This window comes from Mesorhizobium sp. ES1-3 (assembly GCF_020164795.1).
In the GTDB taxonomy this organism is placed as follows: domain Bacteria; phylum Pseudomonadota; class Alphaproteobacteria; order Rhizobiales; family Rhizobiaceae; genus Mesorhizobium.
Genome location: NZ_JAIUGW010000005.1, coordinates 169,476 through 192,848, shown reverse-complemented (window position 1 = coordinate 192,848; position 23,373 = coordinate 169,476). Strand labels below are relative to the sequence as shown.

At 62.9% G+C, this 23,373-nt stretch carries 22 protein-coding genes; 19 read left to right on the top strand and 3 right to left on the bottom strand.

Annotation, left to right across the window (positions count from 1 at the left end):
- The first annotated feature begins 28 nt into the window (after positions 1-28).
- The 4 genes from LB536_RS10195 to LB536_RS10180 all read left to right on the top strand — a co-directional run bounded on the left by LB536_RS10195 (position 29) and on the right by LB536_RS10180 (position 2,844).
- On the top strand, positions 29-313 hold the full coding sequence (locus LB536_RS10195) for an AbrB/MazE/SpoVT family DNA-binding domain-containing protein (RefSeq protein WP_224591552.1): 285 nt from the start codon (positions 29-31) through the stop codon (positions 311-313).
- Positions 310-714, top strand: coding sequence for a PIN domain-containing protein (locus tag LB536_RS10190; RefSeq protein WP_224591550.1), 405 nt, complete (start codon positions 310-312; stop codon positions 712-714). The genes LB536_RS10195 and LB536_RS10190 overlap by 4 nt, the downstream gene beginning before the upstream one ends.
- The gene (gene ruvB, locus LB536_RS10185) at positions 711-1,748 is read left to right on the top strand and encodes a Holliday junction branch migration DNA helicase RuvB (protein ID WP_224591547.1); all 1,038 of its coding nucleotides are present in this window, start codon (positions 711-713) and stop codon (positions 1,746-1,748) included. Before LB536_RS10190 ends, ruvB begins: the two co-directional genes overlap by 4 nt.
- Before the next feature lie 199 nt (positions 1,749-1,947).
- The gene (locus LB536_RS10180) at positions 1,948-2,844 is read left to right on the top strand and encodes a metallophosphoesterase (RefSeq protein ID WP_140754754.1); all 897 of its coding nucleotides are present in this window, start codon (positions 1,948-1,950) and stop codon (positions 2,842-2,844) included.
- A gap of 8 nt (positions 2,845-2,852) precedes the next feature.
- On the opposite strand, the gene LB536_RS10175 is transcribed toward LB536_RS10180, so the two are convergent.
- The gene (locus LB536_RS10175) at positions 2,853-4,103 is read right to left on the bottom strand and encodes a glycoside hydrolase family 5 protein (RefSeq protein WP_224591544.1); all 1,251 of its coding nucleotides are present in this window, start codon (positions 4,101-4,103) and stop codon (positions 2,853-2,855) included.
- 55 nt (positions 4,104-4,158) lie between these two features.
- Between LB536_RS10175 and ybgC the strand changes: the two genes are divergently transcribed.
- The 10 genes from ybgC (at position 4,159) to ftsH (ending at position 14,487) form a co-directional block, all read left to right on the top strand.
- The gene (gene ybgC, locus LB536_RS10170) at positions 4,159-4,629 is read left to right on the top strand and encodes a tol-pal system-associated acyl-CoA thioesterase (protein ID WP_224591541.1); all 471 of its coding nucleotides are present in this window, start codon (positions 4,159-4,161) and stop codon (positions 4,627-4,629) included.
- A gap of 259 nt (positions 4,630-4,888) precedes the next feature.
- A complete protein-coding gene (gene tolQ, locus LB536_RS10165; protein WP_015315267.1) occupies positions 4,889-5,599 on the top strand; it encodes a protein TolQ in 711 nt (236 codons plus the stop codon).
- An 11-nt stretch (positions 5,600-5,610) separates the two neighbouring features.
- Positions 5,611-6,063, top strand: coding sequence for a protein TolR (gene tolR / locus LB536_RS10160; RefSeq protein WP_027141797.1), 453 nt, complete (start codon positions 5,611-5,613; stop codon positions 6,061-6,063).
- A gap of 7 nt (positions 6,064-6,070) precedes the next feature.
- A complete protein-coding gene (locus LB536_RS10155; protein ID WP_224591538.1) occupies positions 6,071-7,228 on the top strand; it encodes a TonB family protein in 1,158 nt (385 codons plus the stop codon).
- A gap of 39 nt (positions 7,229-7,267) precedes the next feature.
- A complete protein-coding gene (tolB, locus tag LB536_RS10150) occupies positions 7,268-8,578 on the top strand; it encodes a Tol-Pal system beta propeller repeat protein TolB (RefSeq protein WP_140754746.1) in 1,311 nt (436 codons plus the stop codon).
- Positions 8,579-8,610: 32 nt separating this feature from the next.
- Positions 8,611-8,988, top strand: a complete 378-nt coding sequence (locus LB536_RS10145) for a four helix bundle protein (RefSeq protein ID WP_224591535.1) — start codon at positions 8,611-8,613, stop codon at positions 8,986-8,988.
- Positions 8,989-9,231: 243 nt separating this feature from the next.
- On the top strand, positions 9,232-9,738 hold the full coding sequence (pal, locus tag LB536_RS10140; protein WP_140754743.1) for a peptidoglycan-associated lipoprotein Pal: 507 nt from the start codon (positions 9,232-9,234) through the stop codon (positions 9,736-9,738).
- A 180-nt stretch (positions 9,739-9,918) separates the two neighbouring features.
- Entirely contained in the window at positions 9,919-11,010 is a 1,092-nt protein-coding gene (gene ybgF, locus LB536_RS10135) for a tol-pal system protein YbgF (RefSeq protein ID WP_224591533.1), read from the top strand.
- 58 nt (positions 11,011-11,068) lie between these two features.
- On the top strand, positions 11,069-12,436 hold the full coding sequence (gene tilS / locus LB536_RS10130; RefSeq protein ID WP_224591530.1) for a tRNA lysidine(34) synthetase TilS: 1,368 nt from the start codon (positions 11,069-11,071) through the stop codon (positions 12,434-12,436).
- Positions 12,437-12,558: 122 nt separating this feature from the next.
- Positions 12,559-14,487 carry an ATP-dependent zinc metalloprotease FtsH gene (ftsH, locus tag LB536_RS10125; protein WP_224591528.1) on the top strand — a complete coding sequence of 643 codons (1,929 nt, stop codon included), beginning with the start codon at positions 12,559-12,561 and terminating at the stop codon, positions 14,485-14,487.
- Between the two features lie 351 nt (positions 14,488-14,838).
- Here the strand turns inward: ftsH and LB536_RS10120 are convergent, their stop codons facing one another.
- Both LB536_RS10120 and LB536_RS10115 read right to left on the bottom strand, forming a co-directional pair.
- Complete coding sequence (locus LB536_RS10120; RefSeq protein WP_140754737.1) at positions 14,839-15,297, bottom strand: hypothetical protein; 459 nt, start codon at positions 15,295-15,297, stop codon at positions 14,839-14,841.
- 309 nt (positions 15,298-15,606) lie between these two features.
- Positions 15,607-16,470: a hypothetical protein gene (locus LB536_RS10115; RefSeq protein WP_224591525.1), complete on the bottom strand. Its 864-nt coding sequence runs from the start codon at positions 16,468-16,470 to the stop codon at positions 15,607-15,609.
- A 369-nt stretch (positions 16,471-16,839) separates the two neighbouring features.
- Here LB536_RS10115 and glmM point away from each other — a divergent pair, with 369 nt between their 5' ends.
- The 5 genes from glmM to serA all read left to right on the top strand — a co-directional run bounded on the left by glmM (position 16,840) and on the right by serA (position 23,325).
- Positions 16,840-18,192 (top strand): phosphoglucosamine mutase, encoded by a 1,353-nt coding sequence (gene glmM / locus LB536_RS10110; protein ID WP_224591523.1) that lies wholly within the window; start codon positions 16,840-16,842, stop codon positions 18,190-18,192.
- 253 nt (positions 18,193-18,445) lie between these two features.
- Positions 18,446-19,297, top strand: coding sequence for an outer membrane protein (locus LB536_RS10105; protein WP_140810734.1), 852 nt, complete (start codon positions 18,446-18,448; stop codon positions 19,295-19,297).
- A gap of 208 nt (positions 19,298-19,505) precedes the next feature.
- Positions 19,506-20,288 carry an outer membrane protein gene (locus LB536_RS10100; RefSeq protein ID WP_140754729.1) on the top strand — a complete coding sequence of 261 codons (783 nt, stop codon included), beginning with the start codon at positions 19,506-19,508 and terminating at the stop codon, positions 20,286-20,288.
- A 195-nt stretch (positions 20,289-20,483) separates the two neighbouring features.
- The gene (locus LB536_RS10095; protein WP_224591511.1) at positions 20,484-21,659 is read left to right on the top strand and encodes a phosphoserine transaminase; all 1,176 of its coding nucleotides are present in this window, start codon (positions 20,484-20,486) and stop codon (positions 21,657-21,659) included.
- A 64-nt stretch (positions 21,660-21,723) separates the two neighbouring features.
- A complete protein-coding gene (gene serA / locus LB536_RS10090; protein ID WP_224591508.1) occupies positions 21,724-23,325 on the top strand; it encodes a phosphoglycerate dehydrogenase in 1,602 nt (533 codons plus the stop codon).
- The last annotated feature ends 48 nt before the right edge of the window (positions 23,326-23,373 follow it).

The following is a 23,373-nucleotide window of genomic DNA, read 5'->3' as shown; positions in this document are numbered from 1 at the left end:
TGTAAGTAATTTCTCAGAAAGTAAGACAATGGGTGCTTACGCAAGCCTGACATCGAAAGGCCAGCTTACCATCCCGAAGGACGTCAGGGATGCACTGTCGCTCAAGGCGGGTGACATGATCGCCTGGACGGTAGTTGATGGCTACTTGATCGGAACGCCACGCAATCTCGACTTTGCCGACCTAGCCGGATTCCTGGGAGATCCGCCCGGCGGCCCGGCTTCGCTCGAGGAAATCGATGCAGCGGTTCGGGACGCGGTTGGACGGCATGTTGTCGGGGACGCGCCGAAGGGCAGGCATGAGGGCGACGCGTGACGTCGATAGGCATCGATACGAACGTTCTGCTTCGAATGGTGCTGAACGATGATGCCGAGCAAAGGGCAAAAGCCTTGGCTTTCGGCAAAGGCCTTAGTGAGGATACCCCAGGCTTTGTCAGCCTGATCGTCCTGGTCGAGTTCAGTTGGTCGCTGATTTCTCGCTACAGGATGTCCAGGGAACAAGTCCTGGCGGCAATTCAAAGACTGCTGAAAATCAGAACGCTGGTTTTCGAGGATTTCGATGCCATCGTGATCGCGCTCGAAAGGTCCAACATGCCGCAGGTTGACTTTGCCGATGCGCTCATCGCCGAACACAACCGAAATGCGGGCTGTTCCCACACAGTCACTTTCGATCTGCAGGCTGCAAGGTCCATTGCAAGCATGGAATTGCTGGCATGAGCCTTTCCCCCCGTCTCATTGCACCGGAAAAGCGCGGCGAGGATGCCGAACAGACCTTGCGGCCGCAGACGCTCGACGATTTTGTCGGCCAGGCGGCGGTGCGGGCCAATCTCAAAGTGTTCATCGAGGCCGCCAAGGGCCGCAAGGAGGCGCTCGACCATGTGCTGTTCGTAGGGCCGCCGGGGCTGGGCAAGACGACGCTGGCGCAGATCATGGCGCGTGAGCTCGGCGTCAATTTCCGCTCCACCTCCGGGCCGGTCATCGCCAAGGCAGGCGATCTCGCGGCGCTGCTGACCAATCTCGAAGAAGGCGATGTGCTGTTCATCGACGAGATCCACAGGCTCAACCCGGCAGTAGAGGAAATCCTCTACCCGGCGATGGAGGATTTCCAGCTCGACCTGATCATCGGCGAGGGACCGGCGGCGCGCTCGGTCAAGATCGACCTTGCCCGTTTCACCCTGGTGGCAGCCACCACGCGGCTCGGCCTGCTCACCAATCCATTGCGTGACCGCTTCGGCATTCCGGTGCGGCTCAATTTCTACACGGTCGAAGAGTTGGAGCAGATCGTGCGGCGCGGCGCGCGCATCCTGCAGATGCCGCTGGGCAACGACGGCGCGCTCGAGATCGCGCGGCGCGCGCGCGGCACGCCGCGCATCGCCGGACGGCTGTTGCGGCGCGTGCGCGATTTCGCCTCGGTCGCCGGTGACGGCCATGTCGACCGCCTGATCGCCGACGAGGCGCTGACCCGGCTCGAAGTCGACGCACTCGGGCTCGACGCGCTCGACCGCCGCTATCTCGGCATGATCGCGCGCAATTTCGGCGGCGGGCCGGTCGGCATCGAGACGATCGCGGCGGGCCTGTCCGAGCCGCGCGATGCCATCGAGGACATCATCGAACCCTATCTGATCCAGCAGGGCTTCATCCAGCGCACGCCGCGCGGACGCGTGCTCACCGCCAACGCCTGGCGCCATCTCGGGCTCGACGCGCCCAAGGACTTGGCGCAGCAGCAGATCAATCTGTTCCAGGAAGAGTAGCCGCCGAAGCGGCTTTTCACGCCGCCGATCAAGCATCAGTGAACGGGCCTGCGCAAATTCTCCTCATCTTCGCCGGCTTGCCGGCGTATTGCTGGGTTGTATCGGCTCGCTGCCTCATGAATGTCGTCCTCCCAAATCCAGATCGTTTTTGGGCGACAGGCATCAGCGCATGCCGAAATGAGGTGTCGGAGCCACTTTGATGATAACCAGACGCGGGTTCCTGCGCTTCATCGGCGGATCGTTCCTGTCGGTCGCCTCGTTCAGTGCGTACGCCATCGGCATCGAGCCGATGCTGCTGACGCATGTGAAGCGCTATGCGCTCACGCCACCGCATTGGCCCGCCGGGTTGAAGCTTCGCGTCGTCGCCCTTGCCGATATCCACGCCTGCCGGCCGTGGATGACGCCGCAGCGGATCGCTTCGCTCGCCGAAGAGGCGAATGCACTGCAGCCGGACCTGATCGTGCTGCTCGGCGACTACATAGCCGGCATGCGCCTGGTGTCGCAAAGGGTGACGCCGCCGGAATGGGCTGGCGCCCTGTCGGGCCTCAAGGCGCCGCTCGGCGTGCTGTCGATCCTCGGCAATCACGACTGGTGGGCCGACGGCTTCGCGCAGCGTGCCGAAGTCGGCCCGACGATCGCGCGCAAGGCTCTGGAGAAAGTCGGTATCCCGGTTCTGGAGAACGACGCCGTGCGTCTGGAAAAGGACGGACATGGGGTATGGATCGCCGGCCTCGCCGACCAGTTGGCGCTGTTGCCGAAAAAGAAGCACGAGCCCGCCAGGGGATTGGACGATCTCGACGGCACGCTGGCCAAGATCAGCGACGCCGCGCCGGTCATCCTGCTGGCGCACGAACCGGATATTTTTCCAAATGTGCCGTGGCGTGTGTCGCTGACGCTATCGGGACACACCCATGGCGGGCAGGTGCGGCTGTTCGGCTATTCGCCCATCGTGCCGTCGCAGTTCGGCAATCGCTACGCCTATGGCCATGTCATCGAGGACGATCGTAACCTGATCGTCTCGGGCGGGCTCGGCTTCAGCAATTTGCCCATCCGTTTCGGCATGCGTCCGGAGATCCTGCAGATCGACCTCGGCTGACCGGCACTTCAGGGCAGACGTCGGATTGCATCCATCACATCAGGCTCGGCCTTGTCGCCATTGAACGCATCGACCACGCCGAAAGCGCCGCCATAGCTCCACAGCGACCATGAGAAGCCGTGCGCTTCGGACCGCGCGATCATGTCCCTGACATAGGCGGCACGGTACCGCGCCGGCATCACATGGGCATTGCCATATTCCTGGCGGATCATGCCGAACTCGCCCAGCGTGATGTCTTCCGGCTTGATGCCGTTGACCTTCGCCCAGGCTTCGACGGCCTTGAACGGCGCATCCATCAGGCCAAGCAGCTTGTCGGCACTGTCCATGCTGGCGACCTGCTCGTCGAGATAGGCGAGCAGGCCGCTCTGCCGCGCCCAGGGCGCCTCTGCCTTGATACGGGCGCGGATGGTGTCAAGCGTCACATCGAGCTGCGCCTTCGGCACCGCGGTCAGCGGATAGGGCAGGCCGGTCACATAAGGGATAAAGTCGCCGGCCCAGGTCGCGCCCTGGTGGGTCAGCAGGAACGGGTCGTAGGAGTGGAAGGTCCAGATGACGTTGTCGTCAGGGATCGCCCTCGGATCGATCTTCTCAAGAGACGAGGCGGCGGAATAGCAGGCTCCGGTCAGGACCAGCGTCAGTTTCGTCGCCGAGGCACGCGCCGCCGCGAACAGCTTGCGCTGGCGGTCGGGCCACAGGTTGGTGCCGTCGCTGTCGCAATCGACGATCGGCTCGTTCATCGGTTCGAGAGCGACCTTTTCGGGATCTTCGCCAGCCAGCGTGCGGGCCATGCCGCGAACCATCTCGACATAGCGCCCGAAGGTCGCGGGATCGTCCATCACCTCGCCCATGCCGATCGTGCGGCTGCCGCCGGCCGGGATCAGGTGCATGTCGACGATCACCTTCAGCCCGGCGTGGTTGATCATGCGTGCCGAGTCCAGCACGCTGGCATAGAGCTGGTCACGAAGGCCTGTTGTCTTGTTCGAGAGAAAAGGCGACGGATCGACGGGCATGCGCAGGAAATCGAAGCCGGCATCCTTCAACGCCTCGAGGTCGGCCTCCTCGAGGAACTTGCGCCATTCCGGGAAGGGCAGGATGGCATTGGCATCACCCCACTGATCCTCGCCGGGCCAGGTGACCCACTGGTCGAGATTGAGACCGCGCTTCATCGAGAAGGTCGCCGCCTCACACGAAAGTGTCGACGCCACCAGCGCCAGCACGACTGCCGTCAAGGTCTTGATCATCGTCGTCAACAGTGCCATCGGGTTCATGCGCCAAAAAATACCTGCCGCGTCGGCATCCAAAAGGGAAGCGCAAATGGGCGATCATGGTGAATCGGCGGCATTGCTGGCCGGGCTTTCCGGTGCGCTGACCGAGTTCGGCCACCGGCTGATGGCGCGGGTCTATTATGCCGATACCGATTTCTCAGGCGTCGTCTATCACGCGCGCTATCTCGAATTCCTGGAGCGCGGCCGCTCCGACTATCTCAGGCTCACCGGCGTGCATCACACCGAGCTTGCCGACGGCAAGCATGGCGAGAAGATCGTATGGGTGGTGCGCCGCATGGAGATCGACTTCCGCATCCCCGCCCGCATCGACGACATACTGACCGTCGACACCCGCACGGAGACCATCTCAGGCGCGCGCATCTTCATGGCGCAGCAGCTCAAGCTCGGCGACGAGGTGCTGGTCGAGGCCAGGGTCGAGGCGGCGATCATCGGCGAGAACGGCCGGCCGAGACGCTTCCCCAGGGAATGGGTCGCGGCCTTCATGCCTAGGGCACGTTGAGATTCAAGTGATGCCGGCCTGCGATGCCCGGGCGCGGCAATGCGCCGCGCCTAATGGACTAACCCATCCTTAACCATAACGGTTCATGAAGAGATTGGTGAAGATTGGCGTTATCCAGCGCCTTCCTTTCACCAATATTTGCCCCGAAAAGGCCGCTAACGGCACGGTTTGGGGTGTCCGGTAGCTTCGTGCGAACCGACCACAAGGGATGCCATGGGCCAGCCGCCAGCTTCGCCCGGAAAATCTTAAGGACGTAACGATGGAAAATATCGCACTCGCCGAACCGGGCGCGCAATTGTCGATTTGGGCCCTGTTCATGCAGGCCAGCTGGGTGGTCAAGCTGGTCATGATCGGGCTGCTCTGCGCCTCGGTGTGGACCTGGGCGATCATCGTCGACAAGCTGGTCGCCTATGGCCGCATGCGGCTGGCTCTGAACCGCTTCGAGCAGGTTTTCTGGTCCGGGCAGTCGCTGGAGGAGCTCTACCGCACGCTCGCCGACCGCAAGACGACAGGCATGGGCGCCATTTTCGTCGCCGCCATGCGCGAATGGAAGAAGAGTTTCGAGAAAGGCGCCAAGTCGCCACTCGGCCTGCAGACCCGCATCGACAAGGCCATGGACCTGGCGCTGACCCGCGAGATGGAAAAGCTGGAGGGGCGTCTCGGCTTTCTCGCCACGACCGGTTCGGCGGCGCCGTTCATCGGCCTGTTCGGCACCGTCATCGGCATCATGACGTCGTTCCAGGCCATCGCCGGCTCCAAGAACACCAGCCTCGCGGTGGTCGCGCCCGGCATCGCCGAAGCGCTGCTGGCGACGGCCATCGGCCTGCTTGCCGCCATTCCGGCGGTCATCGCCTATAACAAGCTGTCATCGGATGCGAGCAAGATCGCGGTGCGCATGGAGGGGTTCTCCGACGAGTTCTCCGCCATACTCTCGCGCCAAATCGATGAAAAAGTCGCGCCGAAGGCCTGAGGAGTAACGAGATGGGCATGTCCGTAGGCATGGGAGGGCGCGGCGGGCGTGGCCACCGGCGGCGCGGCCGTCACCATGCGTTGATGTCGGAGATCAACGTCACCCCGATGGTCGACGTGATGCTCGTGCTTTTGATCATCTTCATGGTCGCGGCGCCGATGCTGACGGTCGGCGTGCCGATCGACCTGCCGGACACGCAGGCCAAGGCGATGAATGCCGACACCCAGCCGATCACCGTCTCGATCGACGCGACCGGCAAGATCTTCCTGCAGGAGACCGAGATTCCGATCGAAGAACTGGTGGCCAAACTGCAGGCGATCTCGAAGACCGGTTATGAAGAGCGCATCTTCATTCGTGGCGACAAGTCGACCGACTACGGCACGGCCATGAAGGTCATGGCTCGCATCTCGGCCGCCGGCTACAAGAACATCGGCCTGGTTTCACTGCAGGAACAGGATCAATAGACGCACGATGAGGACCGGCCTCACCACATCGGTGATCTTGCATACGGCGGTGCTGGCCTTCGGCCTGTTCACGCTGTCGGCGCCGGCCGCGCTGCCGTCCGCGGACGTCGAGTCGGTCGCGGTCGACATCGTGCCGATGGAGGCCATCGCGCAGACCTTGCAGGGCGACAAGAAGGCCGTGATGCATGAAAAGCCGGCGCCGTTGCCGACGCAGCGTCCCGACATCGTGCCAAATGCGCAGAAGGTGGGCGAAAACAGCGTCGACACCGACAAGCCGATAACGCCGGAAGCCAAGCCGAAACCCGTCGACACGACCTCGGCCCCGGCGCCAGCGCCGACCCCGAAGGAAATCCCGAAGACCGAGGACGTGCCGAAGCCGCAGGAAAAGCCCAAGCCCATTCCGGCGACGGAAGTGGCGCCAGCGCCGACGCCCAAGCAAGAGGTCAAGCCCGAGCCGGTCAAGCAGACGGAGCCCAAGCCGACGCCGGCCAAGCCGGCGCCGACCCCGCCGCCGCAGGACAAGACCGCCGCTATCGATCCGACCCCCGAGGTCAAGCCGGATGCCGTCGCCGAGGCCATAGCCAAGGAACCGCCGCCCGAAGAGACCCAATTGCCGAGTTCCGCGCCGGCCCCGGAAGCCCGGCCAAAGCCGCAACAGGCACAGGCCGAAAGCGCCAAGGCGCCTGGCCGCAAGAATGCCGACAAGCCGGTCAAGGAAGCCTCGTCCAAGCCGAAGTCCGACGACAAGCAATTCAACGCCAACGAAATTTCGGCCCTGCTCGACAAGCAGAAGCCGTCCGGCGGCGGCGCCAAGCGCTCGACCCAGCAGGCGTCGCTCGGCGGCGACAAGGATCAGGGCCAGAAGCTGTCGAAGTCGGAGCAGGGCGCCTTGGAAAGCCAGCTCGGCGGTTGCTGGACCTTGCCGGCCGGGCTTGAAGGCTCGGAGAATTTCGTCGTCGTCGTCCGTTTCAATCTGAACAACTCCGGCAAGCTCGACGGCCGTCCGTCCGTTGAAACATCGAGCGGCAACAGGCAGTTCGATGAGAGTGCGGTGCGCGCGGTTCAGAAATGCGACATGGCCGGCCTGCAGGTTCCCGCCGGCAAGCAGGACATCTGGAACGACATCCGGGTCACCTTCGATCCAAGGGAGATGCTCGGCCTGTAGGCCCTGACATCCGAAAATCAGTATGAGAAGCGAGAAGACATGAAATCAATCCTCAAGCCGCTCCTGATGATTGCCGCGATGGCGATGGGCATGACCGCTGCAGGCACTCTGCCGGCGCTGGCGCTCGTCGAGCTCAACGTCAACAAGGGCAATGTCGAGCCGCTGCCGATCGCCATCACGGATTTCCAGGGCGGCGATGCGCTTGGCGCCCAGATTTCCCAGATCGTCACCGCCGATCTCAAGCGCTCCGGCCTGTTCGCGCCGATCGACAAGAGCGCCTTCATCGAGAAGATCGCCAATCCGGACGCGACCCCTCGCTTCGACGACTGGAAGGTGATCAACGCGCAGGCGCTGGTCACCGGCAGCGTCAGCAAGGAAGCAGACGGGCGCATCCGCGCCCAGTACCGGCTGTGGGACACTTTTGCCGGCCAGCAGATGGCCGGCGAGCAGTTCTTCGCCAACGACGCCAATCAGCGCCGCGTCGCCCACATCATCGCCGATGCCATCTATGAGCGGCTGACCGGCGAGAAGGGCTATTTCGACACGCGCGTCGTCTTCATCGACGAATCCGGCGCCAAGAACGCGCGCAAGAAGCGCCTCGCCATCATGGACCAGGACGGCGCCAACATCCGCTATCTCTCGGACGGGCGGTCGATCGTGCTGACGCCGCGCTTCTCGCCGAACCGGCAGGAAATCACCTACATGTCCTATGAGAGCGGCCAGCCACGGGTCTATCTCCTGCAGATCGAGACCGGGCAGCGCGAACTCGTCGGCAATTTTCCCGGCATGACCTTTGCGCCGCGCTTCTCGCCAGACGGCCAGAAGGTGATCATGAGCCTGCTGCGCGACGACGGCAATTCCAACATCTTCGCCATGGACCTGCGCAGCCGTTCGACGACGCGGCTGACCAACTCGACCGCCATCGACACCTCACCCTCCTATTCGCCCGACGGCAGCAAGGTGGTGTTCACCTCCGACCGTGGCGGCCGCGCGCAGATCTACGTCATGGGCGCAGACGGCTCGGGCCAGACCCGCATTTCCTTCGGCGACGGCGTCTATTCGACGCCGGTGTGGTCGCCGCGCGGCGATCTCATTGCCTTCACCAAGCAGACCGGCGGCGAATTCCAGATCGGCGTCATGAAGACCGACGGCTCGGGCGAACGCATCCTGTCCTCCGGCTTCCAGCAGGAAGGCCCGACCTGGGCGCCGAACGGCCGCGTGCTGATGTTCTTCCGCGACTCCAATGGCGGTCCGAAACTGGTTTCCGTCGATCTCACCGGCCGCAACGAGCAGCCGATCCCGACCGCGAATTTTGCTTCGGATCCGGCCTGGTCGCCGTTGCTGGAATAAGACAGGAATTTGCGAATTGAAGAATTGAAGAGATGGAGAAAGCAGAGGGCTACGTTAAGCGAGCAAAGGATTTAGAGGTCTACAAGCGCGCTTACGTGGTCTCTCTCGCGGTTCACAAGGCCACGCTTGCTTTCCCCAAAATAGAGCAATACGCGCTGGCCGATCAATTGCGGCGTTCCAGCAAAGGGATTTGCGCCAATCTGGCCGAGGGGTTTGCCAAACAGACCCACTCCAAAGCCGAATTCGCCCGGTTCATTTCGATGGCCATGGGATCGTGCAGTGAAGTCGAGACGTGGATTTCATACGCGTTCGATCTTGGATACATCTCACAGGCGCAACGAGACGAGTGGCTACAATTCTATGCCCACGTGTACGGAATGCTGGTGAACCTCAGAGAGAAGCTAAGGTGAGCAGCCTTCTTCAATTCCTCAGTTCTCCAGCTCTTCAACTCCCCTTACATTCCCCCTTTTCCATGTCTTCGTCGCGTTTTGGCCGCATTTCCGCCTAGGGTCCGCGCCAACTGTGGCTTATGACAAAACGGCTGCGGACGGGCAGCTTAAACCAAATTTTAACCGTGTTTCTTGAATGCCGGTTAACCCAAACGTGGTTACTGGGTGATCAACGAAATCACTCGAATGCGAAGGAGAGGCGGCATGGGCCGTATCGCAGCACTTACCAGAAACCCGGTCATGATCGCGCTGGTGGCGATGCTCGCCGTCGCCGGTTGCGCTTCGAAGAAGACCCCGAACAACGCGGCCGACCTTGGCCTCAATGGCGCGGGTGCCGCGACACCCGGCTCGGCGCAGGACTTCACCGTCAACATCGGCGACCGTATCTTCTTCGATACGGACTCGACGTCGATCCGGGCCGACGCGCAGACGACTCTTTCGCGTCAGGCGCAGTGGCTGAACCAGTACAAGCAGTATGCCATCGTCATCGAAGGCCATGCCGACGAGCGCGGCACGCGCGAATACAATCTGGCGCTCGGTGCCCGCCGCGCGGCCGCCACCCGCGACTTCCTGGTCTCCAAGGGCGTTTCAGCCAGCCGCCTCAAGACGATTTCCTACGGCAAGGAACGTCCGGTCGCCGTATGCGATGACATCTCCTGCTGGTCGCAGAATCGCCGCGCCGTCACCACGCTCAGCGGCGCTGGTTCCTGATCGGCAAAAATACAACACACTTCTGCGAAAGGCGGCCTCCGGGCCGCCTTTTTCACATCCTGACGCTCGAAACAAAATTTGGCCGAAGTCTCGCGCCCTGCTATGAGCCGAGGGCGCTTGGCTGGTCTCACATCGATTGGGAAGGCGCGAACAAGCTAATGATTGGACGGCGAGAGGCACATGCATTTGAGATCGGTTCTGAGTGGCACGCTTGCGCTGCTGCTCCTATCAGGCGTAACCGCTTTGGCGAGCGGTTCCGGGCAATCAACCGAGAGCGGTTTTTCCTTCCATCTGCCGACACTTGAGTTGCCCAGCCTTTTCGGTGAGAAGAAAAAGCAGGATCAGGTCCAGCTCGCGCAGTCGAGCGGCGCCGGCGTAACCGGGCTCGAGGACCAATTGCGGCAGCTGACCGGCAAGGTCGAGGAACTCAATTTCCAGATCCTGCAGATGCAGGAGCAGATCCGCAAACAGCAGGAAGACAACGAGTTCCGCTTCCAGCAGCTGGAAGGCGTGCCGCAAGGTGGACAACCGGCGCAGAAGAAATCAGATGCCACCACCGGAACCAACACCAACGTGGCCTCGGCCCCGGCAACCCAGGCGCCGGCTGATGCCGGCGCCGCGCCCGGCAGCGATCAATCCACGGGCGGCAAGACCGTCGAGGACGTCATCGTCGAATCACCCGATGGCGACCCTGGCAAGGTGATCCCCGGCAAGGGAGCGCCCGAAAAGACCTTTGGTTCCATCACCGTCGACAAGAATGGCAATGTGATCGATGCCGGCGGCAGCACGCAGGCAACCGCGCCGGCACAGGACATGGCACCAGCCACCGGCGCACCTGCCAAGGCCGGCAAGTCCGGCGGCACGGTGGTCGCGGCGCTGCCCGCCACCAACAACCCCGAAGAGCTCTATCGCAACTCCTACCAGTTCATCCTGTCGGGCGACTACGGCACCGCCGAACAGGGTTTCCGCGACCATATCTCCCGCTTCCCCAAGGACGCCAAGACGGCGGACGCGCATTACTGGCTGGGGGAATCGCTGCTTGGCCAGCAGAAATACCGCGACGCGGCAGAAGTCTTCCTCGCCGCCAGCAAGGACTATCCCAAGGCCAAGAAGGCACCCGACATGCTGCTGAAGCTCGGCGTGTCGCTGGTCGGCCTCAAGCAGCATGATGTCGCCTGCGCCACCTTCAGCGAGGTCGGCAAACGCTATCCCGATATTTCCAACACACTCAAGGAACGCGTCAAGCAGGAGAAGGCCTTGGCTGCGTGCTGATTTTTCCTTGGGATGTCGCAGTCCCAAACCCGGGACCACATTTTGGCGACATGCATTGATGCTCGACACCGAGCCTGATCTTTCGACGAGACTTTTTTCGCATATCGATTTTTCCAACGGCGCTGTTGCGGCCGTATCGGGCGGCAGCGACTCGACCGCGCTCCTTCTCCTTCTCAAACAGCATCTCGATAAAACCGCACCGTCCGCCAGACTGTTGGCCGTGACGGTCGACCACGGCTTGCGGCAGGGTTCGGCTGATGAGGCGCGGGCCGTGGCGAAGCTTTGCGCGGAACGCGGCATCGCCCACCGCGTCCTGGCCTGGTCCGGAGAAAAACCGTCGACCGGCCTGCCGGCGGCAGCGCGAGAGGCGCGCTACCGGCTGCTGGCCAGCGCCGCCCGGGCGGAAGGCATCGGCTTGATCGTGACCGGACATACATCCGACGACCAGGCCGAGACGGTGCTGATGCGGCGCGATCGCAACGATGCGGCCCGCGACGAGGGACGGGGTCTTGCCGGCATGGCGCCCGCCACCTTGCATGAGTGGCGCGACTGGATCGTGCGACCGCTTCTTGGCATCCGGCGTTCTGCGCTGCGCGATTTTCTGCGGCGCCAACAGGTCGGCTGGGCCGAGGACCCGACCAATGCCGATGAAGCCTTCGAGCGGCCGCGCATACGCGCAACGCTTGCGGGGGAGGCCGGCGCACAGCGCATGACCGACGCGCTGGCGTTGGCAGCGCAGGAGGCCGACGCCCGCACCCGGCTTGGCGCCGAAGCCGCCTGTCTGATCGAGCGCTTTGCCAGCCAGCCGGCATCGGGCCTCATCAGGCTCGACCCGGCCCTGCTCGGCGCCGGCGACGACCGGGCGGCCGTCTACGCGCTGCGCATTCTGCTCGCGACGTCGGGCGGGATTGCCTTCCTGCCGGACCAGGCTCGCAGCGAGGCGTTGTTCGCCCGGCTGAAGGCCGGATTTCTTTGCGCCACATTGTCGCGGACGGTGGTCGACTTCAGGCGCGCCGGCATCTTCCTGCGCCGGGAGATGCGGGGCTTGCCGGCGGCAGCGGCAGTGGTCGACGCCGCCATCTGGGACGGGCGCCGCCAAATCACATTGAACGACGCCAACGGCGCATTGTTGATCGCCCCATTCGGGGCAGTGGCGGCGAAGCGGCTGGCTGTCGACCGGGGCGAGACGCCGCCAAGCCTGATGCGTGCGGCATTGGCGGCTGAACCAGCCCTGCTGCAAGCCGTCGAGAAGGCTGGTCCGGTGCCTGATCGGCCCGCATCGCAAGGGTTCGCGGCCTCGCCGGTCGTTGCTCCCTTTGCCCGCTTCCTGCCGTCCTTCGATCTGGCTCCGGCGCGCGCCGTCGCCGGGTTGATCGGAGCGGCGCCACTTCCCGCCTTGCCATTGCGTGGCCACGGTGCCGGTTGATGCTGCGTGAAAGCTTAACCCATACATGCTGTTCTGCTTGGCAAGGGGGGACGCTCTCCCTATGTTAGGCCCAAGTTTCCTCTCATGATGCCGTCCGCTCGCGGACGCCAACGGGACAATTGATGAATCCGAACTATCGCAACCTCGCGCTCTGGGCGATCATAGCGGTCCTGCTCATCGCCCTCTTCAATCTGTTCCAGACGCCGCAGACGCGCGGGGCTTCGAGCGATGTGCCTTATTCGCAGTTCCTGCAGGATGTCGCGGCCGGGCGGGTCAAGACGGTGACCATCGCGGGCGCCCGCATCACCGGCACCTACACAGACAATTCCAGCGGCTTCCAGACCTATTCGCCCGGCGATCCCCAGCTGGTCTCGCGTCTGGAGGACAAGAACGTCACCATCAATGCACGGCCCGAGACCGACGGCTCCAATTCGCTGTTCGGCTACCTGATCTCGTGGCTGCCGATGATCCTCATCCTCGGTGTCTGGATATTCTTCATGCGCCAGATGCAGTCCGGCTCCGGGCGCGCCATGGGCTTCGGCAAGTCGAAGGCCAAGCTCCTGACCGAGGCGCATGGCCGCGTCACCTTCCAGGACGTCGCCGGCGTCGACGAGGCCAAGGAAGATCTCGAAGAGATCGTCGAGTTCCTGCGCGATCCGCAGAAGTTCCAGCGCCTCGGCGGCAAGATTCCGCGCGGCGTTCTGCTGGTCGGCCCTCCCGGCACCGGTAAGACGCTGCTTGCTCGCTCGGTCGCCGGCGAAGCCAACGTGCCGTTCTTCACCATTTCGGGCTCGGATTTCGTCGAGATGTTCGTCGGCGTCGGCGCCAGCCGCGTCCGCGACATGTTCGACCAGGCCAAGAAGAATGCGCCCTGTATCATCTTCATCGACGAAATCGACGCCGTTGGCCGCCACCGCGGTGCGGGCCTCGGCGGTGGCAATGACGAGCGCGAGCAGACGCTGAACCAGCTGCTGGTCGAGATGGACGGCTTCGAGTCAAACGAAAGCATCATCCTGATCGCCGCCACCAACCGACCCGACGTGCTCGATCCGGCATTGCTGCGTCCAGGCCGTTTCGACCGCCAGGTGGTGGTGCCGAACCCCGACATCGTCGGCCGCGAGAAGATCCTCAAGGTGCATGTGCGCAACGTGCCGTTGGCGCCCAATGTCGACCTCAAGGTCGTCGCTCGTGGTACGCCCGGCTTCTCCGGCGCCGACCTGATGAACCTGGTCAACGAATCCGCGCTGATGGCGGCGCGGCGCAACAAGCGCCTCGTCACCATGGCCGAGTTCGAGGATGCCAAGGACAAGATCATGATGGGCGCCGAGCGCCGCTCGTCGGCGATGACCCAGGCCGAGAAGGAGCTGACCGCCTACCATGAGGCCGGCCATGCCATCCTGGCGTTGAACGTGCCGTCGGCCGATCCGCTGCACAAGGCAACCATCATCCCGCGCGGACGCGCGCTCGGCATGGTCATGCAGTTGCCGGAAGGCGACCGCTACTCCATGAGCTACAAATACATGATCTCGCGCCTCGCCATCATGATGGGGGGCCGCGTCGCCGAGGAGTTCAAGTTCGGCAAGGAGAACATCACGTCGGGCGCTTCCTCCGACATCGAGCAGGCGACCAAGCTGGCGCGCGCCATGGTCACGCGCTGGGGCTTCTCCGACAAGCTCGGCCATGTCGCCTATGGCGACAATCAGGAGGAAGTGTTCCTCGGCCATTCGGTGGCGCGCACGCAGAACATCTCGGAAGAGACCGCGCAGATCATCGACGGCGAAGTGCGCCGCCTGATCGACGAGGCCTATTCGACGGCGAAGTCGGTGCTGACCAAGAAGAAGAAGGAATGGATCGCGCTTGCGCAAGGCCTGCTCGAGTACGAGACGCTGTCGGGTGACGAGATCAAGCAACTGATCGCGGGTGAGAAGCCCTCGCGCGACCTTGGCGACGACACGCCGCCGAGCCGTGGCTCGGCCGTTCCGAAGTCCGGCGGCCGCCGCAAGAAGGGTCCCGAGCCCGAAGGCGGCATGGAGCCGCAGCCGCAAGGCTAGACTAGACCAGAGCGGTTCATCGTTTCACGGAACGCAGAAGAGCTCTATTCTTTTGTTTGACGCTATTCCCGATTCAGGCGACGCGCTTCAAGTCTTTGTTTTATGCCTGTCGTTGCCCCAGAACTGAACCAGTTTTGGGCGACATCGCGTCAGGGGGCGCGCCGGACGTACGTTGGAGCGTCATCCTCGGGCGTGTCCCGAGGACCTGCAAACGCAACCGAGTTGGCGGTTCCCAACTCATACCCGGCGCCCAGATGTCGCCCGACAGCAGATCCTCGGGACGAGTCCGAGGATCAAGGCTCAACGTCTGCGTGAACAACGGTGAACCGCTTTATCCGCCGCATTCGATTTTTATGATTCAGCTTTCAGCCGCGCATTGCACAGGCTGTAATAACCGCCGCCCTTCTGGATCCAGCGAAGGCCGTTCAACGTACCCGCCTCCTTGTTGTCATGGTAACCCTGCAGGCAGGTCTTCATCCGCGCCTTCGCGGGCTTTTCGGTCTTGAACTCGGCGGCGAGGGTGGTCGGGAATGTCACGCCCGCCGGCGCTACAGTGGGGGCGACCGCCGCGCTGGTTTCCTTTTTCGGCTGCAGCGCGGTTTTGACCGTATCCGCGCTGACACTCTCCGCGGTGGACGTCGCGCATTTCTCTTTGCGGAAAGCGCCCCAGTCCATGCCGTTCAGAGTGCCGCCTTCCTTGGCTGTCCGATAATTCTCGCCGCATTCCTTCATCGTCAGTGCGCTTGCAGGGGCGACGCTCCAAGCAACCAATGCCGCCACAGCCAATACCGCCGATTTCAAACTGAGCATGAGATCCCTCCTGGTTGATAAACAAGTTATGTGTCCTTTTTGTATACTGTTTGTTCCTTGTATGTTCAATCAGAATCTTTGGGAGCTTCGCGACAAGCCTGGCGGCGGGCAGTGTGGGCGAATTGATGATGCCGACAGCTCCCGCGATATGCAGATGCGAGCAAGGCCGCGGGCGTCGTCGCGCGCAACAAAAGGCCCGCGAAGCAGATGCATCGCGGGCCTTTGCCTGTCCTTGCCAGATTTCCGTCTAATTCAATTCGATCTCAACCGGCTCATGCCCCATCGATCTGGGGGAATGCCACGCGTGGCTCAGCCCTTCAGCTTGGCATTGCAGAGGCTGTAGAAGCCGCCGCCCTTCTGGATCCACTTCAGGCCGCCGAGCGCGTTGGCGTCCTTGAGGACATAGTACTGGTCGAGGCAGGTATGCATGCGGCCCTTTCCGGGAGTTTCGCTGGCATACTTCGCCGAGATCGCGGACGGGAAGGTGACGCCCTTGGGCGCAACCGTCGTCGGCTTTGCCGGCTCCTTGGTGTAGCTCGCCTCGCTCGGGGCGGGCACGGTGTCGTCGTCGGACGCGCTGGCGCCGCATTCAGCCTTGCGGAAGTCGTTCCACTTCATGCCCTTCAGCGTGTTCGCCGTCTTGGCAGCCTGGTACTTGGTGCTGCATTCGGCCATGCTCAGGCCCTTGCCAGAAGCGGCGGCCGGGGCGGTCGTGGTCGCAGCCTTGGTGGTGGCCGGCTTGGTGGTGTCGGTGGCGGCGGATGCGCCAGCGGCGCATTCGGTTTTGCGGAAGTCGTTCCACTTCATGCCGTTCAGCGTGCCGGCAGCCTTGGCCGCCTGGTACTTGGTGCTGCATTCCTTGGCAGTCAGGCCCTTGGCCGTGCTGTCGGCAGCGGCGGCGGCAGCCTTGGTGGTCTTGGCCGGCTTGGCTTCGGCCGGCTTGGTTTCAGCGGCCTTGGTCGTGGCCGCCTTGGTGTCCGTGGTGGCCGCGGCGTCGGTACCGCATTGCGCCTTGCGGAACTGGTTCCAGGTCGCTCCGGCAAGTGTCCCCGCGTCCTTGGCGGCGTTATACTTCGTGCTGCACTCGGCCATCGTCAACGCGTTGGCTGGCGCGGCCAGGAACAACGTTGCGACCGCGAGGCCGGTCAGAGTAGCAATTCGGTGGATGAGCATAGCGTTTCTCCGTGGCTGCAGCCCATTATACGTCCCAGCGAATCAATAACGCTCAACGGTCGGTTGCGCCAGATGCCAAGCGGCGTATATATCGTCGGAAATCGCGTTCTGACGACAAGGTGATGAAATCATTTGGCCTTACGGCCGCCGAGGCAAGAATTCTCGGGGTGCATCTGCGCCGAATGGCTCGCAAAACTGGTATATTGTGGCGCAACAGTGTCGCCATGCATGGCTGCGGCCATGTTGTGTGCGACGCACAACAATGATTTTCTAAGGATTGGTAACATATAATTACACAATGTGATCATGGCACGGCGGCCAGTTGTGGCATGACGTGCCGGCTAAGGACAATCGGGGATACTGGCTAGCATGGCAGGGAATTACTTCGGCACGGACGGCATTCGCGGGCGCGCCAACAAGTTTCCGATGACCGCGGAGATCGCCATGCGGGTCGGCATGGCCGCCGGCCTTTCGTTCCAGCGCGGCAGCCACCGCCATCGTGTCGTGCTCGGCAAGGACACCAGGCTTTCCGGCTACATGATCGAGAATGCGATGGTGGCCGGCCTTTGCGCCGCCGGCATGGACGTGTTCCTGCTCGGCCCGATCCCGACGCCGGCGGTGGCCATGCTGGTGCGTTCGCTGCGCGCCGACATTGGCGTCATGATCTCGGCCTCGCACAATCCCTATTACGACAACGGCATCAAGCTGTTCGGGCCCGACGGCTACAAGCTCTCCGACGAGATCGAAGAACGCATCGAGAGCATGCTCGACAAGGATATCGAACTGGCGCTCGCCGATTCCGACGGGCTTGGCCGCGCCAAGCGCGTCGACGGCGTGCACGACCGCTATATCGAATTCGCCAAGCGCACCTTGCCGCGCTCGATGTCGCTGTCGGGCCTCAGGATCGTCGTCGACTGCGCCAATGGCGCGGCCTACAAGGTGGCGCCCGAGGCGCTGTGGGAACTCGGTGCAGAAGTCGTTGCCATCAATGTCGAACCCAACGGCTTCAACATCAACAAGGAATGCGGTTCGACCCATCCGGCCGGGCTGCAGAAGAAGGTGCACGAAGTGCGCGCCGACATCGGCATCGCGCTCGATGGCGATGCCGACCGCGTCGTCATCGTCGACGAGAACGGGGCCATCGTCGACGGCGACCAGATCATGGCGCTGATTGCGGAGTCCTGGCACCAGAGCGGGCGGCTGGCCGGCGGCGGCGTCGTTTCGACGGTCATGTCCAATCTCGGCCTCGAACGCTTTCTCGGCGACATGAAGCTGCAATTGCACCGCACCAAGGTCGGCGACCGCTATGTCGTGGAGCACATGCGCGCGCATGGCCTCAATGTCGGCGGCGAGCAGTCGGGCCACATCGTGCTGTCCGACTTTTCGACCACCGGCGACGGTCTGGTCTCGGCGCTGCAGGTGCTGGCCTGCATCAAGCGGCAGGGCCGCCCGGTCAGCGAACTGTCGAAGAAGTTCGAGCCGGTGCCGCAGCTGTTGAAGAACGTTCGCATCGCCGGCGGCAAGCCGCTGGAGGAAGCCCCGGTCAAGGCCGCGATCGAAGACGCCCGCCACCGTCTCGGCAAGGCCGGGCGGCTGGTCATCCGTCCATCCGGCACCGAGCCGCTGATCCGTGTCATGGCCGAGGGCGACGATCCGCAACTGGTCGAGGCCGTCGTCAACAACATCGTCGGGGTCATCTCGGAAACCCGCAGCGCCGCCTGATCTCCGCCCGCCCGCAACGCGTCGCGCGCCGCCTTGGTTTGCATCGAAGCCCGCCCCTCCGGCGGGCTTTTTTGCTGGCCGGAGAACCGGTCGCCTTCTGTCGAAATCCTCGCCGAATCCCCGGAATTCTAGAGATTCGTGGTTAATCGACAGGGTTAAACGCCTTTTAACTTTTGCAATTCATTATCCACGCCTGAAAGCCAATCTCATTCGGACACGATCGCCGTTCCGAGGGTTTCTAGGGGTGACAAGCATGTTCAATACAGCAAGAAAGGCCCTGTTCGCGCTGTTGTTCGCGGGCCTGGCCTGGCCGGTGTTCGCGGCCGACCTGCCGGAGCCGCAGGTCGAAGAAGCGCCACCGCCGGTCTACGAGCAGCCGGTGGATGTCGGCGGCTGGTATATTCGCGGCGACATCGACTATCACAAGTCCGATGTGCGCGGCATCGACTATTCAACCTACAGCCTCGATCCCTGCAACTGCGGTAACATCCTGGTTGGCGGCACAAGCTTCGATTACGGCAAGCTCAAGGGCGGCTTCTCGCTCGGCGGCGGCGTCGGCTACAAGATCAACGACCACTTCCGCACCGACCTGACCGCCGACTACTGGTTCAAGTCGAACTTCAACGGCGGAACCTCGGGCGTGGACTCGCTTGGCAATCCCACGACATCGGTCGAAGTGTCGAAAATGAGCGCCTTGCTGCTGCTCGCCAATGCCTATGTCGATATCGGCACCTGGCACGGCATCACGCCCTATGTCGGCGCCGGCATCGGCGGTGCGCGCGTCAAGTGGGATACTGTCTACGATCCGAACACCACCGAGACCAACCCCGGAGCATCCAATTGGCGCTTCGCTTACGCTCTGATGGCCGGTGCTTCCTACTGCCTGACCGACAAGATCATCCTCGATGCCGGCTACCGCTTCTCCCATATCCAGGGCGGCCGTATGTTCGAATGGGATGCGAGCAGCGCCGGCCCAGGCTTCGACCGTGGCATCAACACACATGAGGTGCGGGGTGGCCTGCGTTACCAGTTCGGCGGCAACAACGGTTGCGCCGCACCGGTGGTGGCCTACCAGCCGGAACCCGAGCCGATCTACACCAAGTAATCGCCGCGAAGTTCCAAGAATTCGTCGACCGCCCGGTATCAGCCGGGCGGTTTTCGTTTGAGATGATCCGAGGCGAGTCCTTTCGAAATCAATTCGCTAACGCCCTGTTAGCCTTAACCGGCACTTAACCACTATGGTTAACAATGCTTCCTGAAACGATGGCTGCCGCCGTGATCGCAGGTGTCGCCAAATCCGGGAGTCGGGGACCATGACACTCATATCGCGTACTGCGCTGGCGCTTGCCGGATTCGGCCTCCTGCCGCTGACATCGGCACTCGCCGCCGACTACGATCCGCCGGTCTATGTCGACCAGGCGCCGGATTATGTGCCGGTCGAAGTCGGCTCAGGATGGTATCTGCGCGGCGACGTCTCCTACCTGGTGGAGAAGAGCTTCAAGAACGGGGATTTTACCTTCCCGTCAACGATCAACAACGAGAGCTTTGGTGAGAGCGAAGACGCATATTTTGCGAGCGTCGGCTTCGGATATCATTTCAACGATTACCTCCGCGCCGATCTCAATTTCGGCTATCTGCCCGGCAACAGCGCCAGTGTCAGTTATGATGATTCAGCTGTCGTAACGTCGCCTACATTGCCGCACGTGGGATCGGCATCGCTGAAGAACTATGCCTTCTCGGGTATGCTCAACGGCTATGTCGATCTTGGCACCTATGTCGGGATCACGCCCTACATCGGCGCCGGCATCGGTGTCGTCCGCAGCACGCGCAAACTTTCGGCGACCTACATCGATTACAATGACTCGGCCAACAATCTCACCCAGCAGGACAACAAGAACCAGTACTCCCTGGCTTACACACTGAATGCCGGTCTGGCTTACCAGGTGTCGAAGAACGTTTCCGTCGATCTGGGCTATCAGTATTTCTCGGCACCCGACGCCGAATATGTGACGGCCGAAAGCCTGACCTCCTTCCCGGTCAAAAAGGGGATCAGCAATCACCAGGTCAAGCTCGGGTTGCGCTACGACCTCTGGTAGGCTTGGGACAATTCAGGATTTTGACGGCGGATCCTCGTGGTCCGCCGTTTGCGTTTGAAGTTCACGCGATCCGGACCGCCTGTGTCCTGGCAGCGACAAAAACTTTTCTCTTGACGCCCGGGGCCTGAACGCATATCGCCGTCCGTGGGCCACCCCTCCCCAACGAGGGGCCACTATCTGGAAGGATAGACCATGATGACGACGCATACGAAGCCCGGACTCCGTCCGGCAAATCCCAATTTTTCCTCGGGTCCCTGCGCAAAACGTCCCGGCTGGTCGGTCGAGGCGCTGAAATCCGCCGCGCTCGGCCGTTCCCACCGCGCCAAGATCGGCAAGACCAAGCTCGAGCAGGCGATCGCGTTGACGCGCGAGATTCTCAACGTCCCGGCCGACTACCGCATCGGCATCGTGCCGGCCTCCGACACCGGTGCCGTCGAGATGGCGCTGTGGTCGCTGCTGGGCGAGCGCGGCGTCGACATGGTCGCCTGGGAAAGCTTCGGCTCCGGTTGGGTCACCGACGTGGTCAAGCAGCTGAAACTCGCTGATATCAGAAAGATCGAGGCCGGCTATGGCGCACTGCCGGATCTCGCCAGGATCGATTTCGACCGCGATGTGGTCTTCACCTGGAATGGCACGACCTCTGGCGTGCGGGTGCCGAACGGCGACTTCATTCCGGCCGACCGCAAGGGCCTGACCATCTGCGACGCCACTTCCGCGGCCTTCGCGCAAAGGCTCGATTTCGAGAAACTCGATGTCGTGACGTTCTCCTGGCAGAAGGTGCTGGGCGGCGAGGGCGCGCATGGCATGCTGATCCTGTCGCCGCGTGCCGTCGCGCGGCTGGAGAGCTACAAGCCTTCATGGCCGCTGCCGAAAATCTTCCGCCTGACCTCGGGCGGCAAGCTGATCGAAGGCATCTTCAAGGGCGAAACCATCAACACGCCGTCGATGCTTTGCGTCGAGGACTATCTCGACGCGTTGAATTGGGCGAAGTCGATCGGCGGCCTCGATGCGCTGATTGCCAGGGCGGATGCCAATGCCGCCGTGCTCGACCGGTTCGCGGAAAGATCCCCCTGGCTCGGCCATCTCGCCGTCGCGCCGGCGACACGGTCGAACACGTCGGTCTGCCTGTCCTTCAGCGACCCGGATATCGCGGCGCTCGACGCTGACGGGCAGGCGGCGTTCGCCAAGGGGCTTGTCTCGGTGCTCGACAAAGAAGGCGTCGCCTACGACATCGGTTCCTATCGCGATGCCCCGCCGGGATTACGCATCTGGTGCGGCGCGACCGTCGAAACGTCCGATCTCGAAGCACTGCTGCCCTGGCTTGACTGGGCCTTCGCCAGCCAGAAGGCGTCGCTGAAAGCGGCTGCCTGAGCTATTCCGCGGCGGCCCGAGGGCCGCCCGTTCCCGGATCAATCCCATTTTCAAGGAGGCCGCCATGGCGCCCCGCGTTCTCGTCTCTGACAAACTCTCTCCCACCGCCGTGCAGATCTTCAAGGATCGCGGCGTCGAGGTCGACTATCTGCCCGACCTCGGCAAGGACAAGGAAAAGCTGCTCGAAGTGATCGGCCAGTATGACGGCCTCGCCATCCGCTCGGCGACCAAGGTCACCGAGAAGCTGATCAACGCCGCCACCAATCTCAAGGTCATCGGCCGCGCCGGCATCGGCGTCGACAATGTCGATATCCCGGCGGCAAGCCGCAAGGGTATCATCGTGATGAACACGCCCTTCGGCAATTCGATCACCACGGCCGAGCATGCGGTGGCGATGATCTTCGCGCTGGCGCGACAGATACCGGAAGCCAATGCCTCGACCCATGCCGGCAAGTGGGAAAAGAACCGCTTCATGGGTGTCGAGATCACCAGCAAGACGCTGGGTGTGATCGGCTGCGGCAATATCGGCTCGATCGTCGCCACGCGCGGCGTCGGGCTGAAGATGCATGTGATTGCCTTCGACCCGTTCCTGTCGGACAGCCGCGCCGAGGAGCTCGGCGTCCAGAAGGTCGCGCTGGACGAGCTCTTCGCCCGTGCCGACTTCATCACGTTGCATACGCCGCTGACCGACAAGACGCGCAACATCATCGATGCGGCGGCGATCGCCAAGATGAAGGACGGCGTGCGCATCATCAATTGCGCGCGCGGCGGGCTGGTCGTCGAGGCCGACCTGGTCGCGGCGCTGAAAAGCGGCAAGGTGGCGGGCGCCGGCGTTGATGTGTTTGAGGCCGAGCCGGCGGAGAACAATCCGCTGTTCGGCATGGAGAATGTCGTGGCCACCCCGCATCTCGGTGCCTCGACCACCGAGGCGCAGGAGAATGTCGCGCTGCATGTCGCCGAGCAGATGAGCGACTATCTGATCAAGGGCGCGGTCTCCAACGCCATCAACATGCCTTCGATCACCGCCGAGGAGGCGCCGCGGCTAAAACCCTTCGTCAAACTCGCCGAGGTGCTCGGCGCCTTTGTCGGCCAGGTCACCGAGGATCCGATCAAGGAGGTCGAGATCCTGTTCGACGGCTCGACCGCGACGATGAACACGCGCGCCTTGGTGAGCGCCGCCCTTGCCGGCCTGATCCGGCCACAGGTGTCGGACGTCAACATGGTGTCGGCGCCGATCATGGTGAAGGAGCGCGGCATCATCGTCGCCGAGGTCAAGCGGGACAAGTCGGGCGTCTTCGACGGCTATATCAAGCTCACCGTCAAGACCGAGCACAGGACGCGCTCGATCGCCGGCACCTGCTTTTCCGACGGCAAGCCCCGCTTCATCCAGATCAAGGGCATCAACCTCGACGCCGAGGTCGGCCAGCACATGCTCTACACCACCAATGCGGACGCGCCCGGCATCATCGGCCTGCTCGGCACGGTGTGCGGCGAGAACGGCGTCAACATTGCCAACTTCCAGCTCGGCCGCAACCGGCCGGGCGGCGACGCCATCGCGCTGCTCTATCTCGACGCGCCGTTCCCGGAAAAAGTGCTGGAGCAGGTGCGGGGCCACAAGTCGATCGACTCGGCAAAGCGCCTCCAGTTCGACGTGGGCGGGATTTAGCCTCCCGCACCTTCCCAGGTGAAAAGCACACGACGCCCCGTTTGCCGG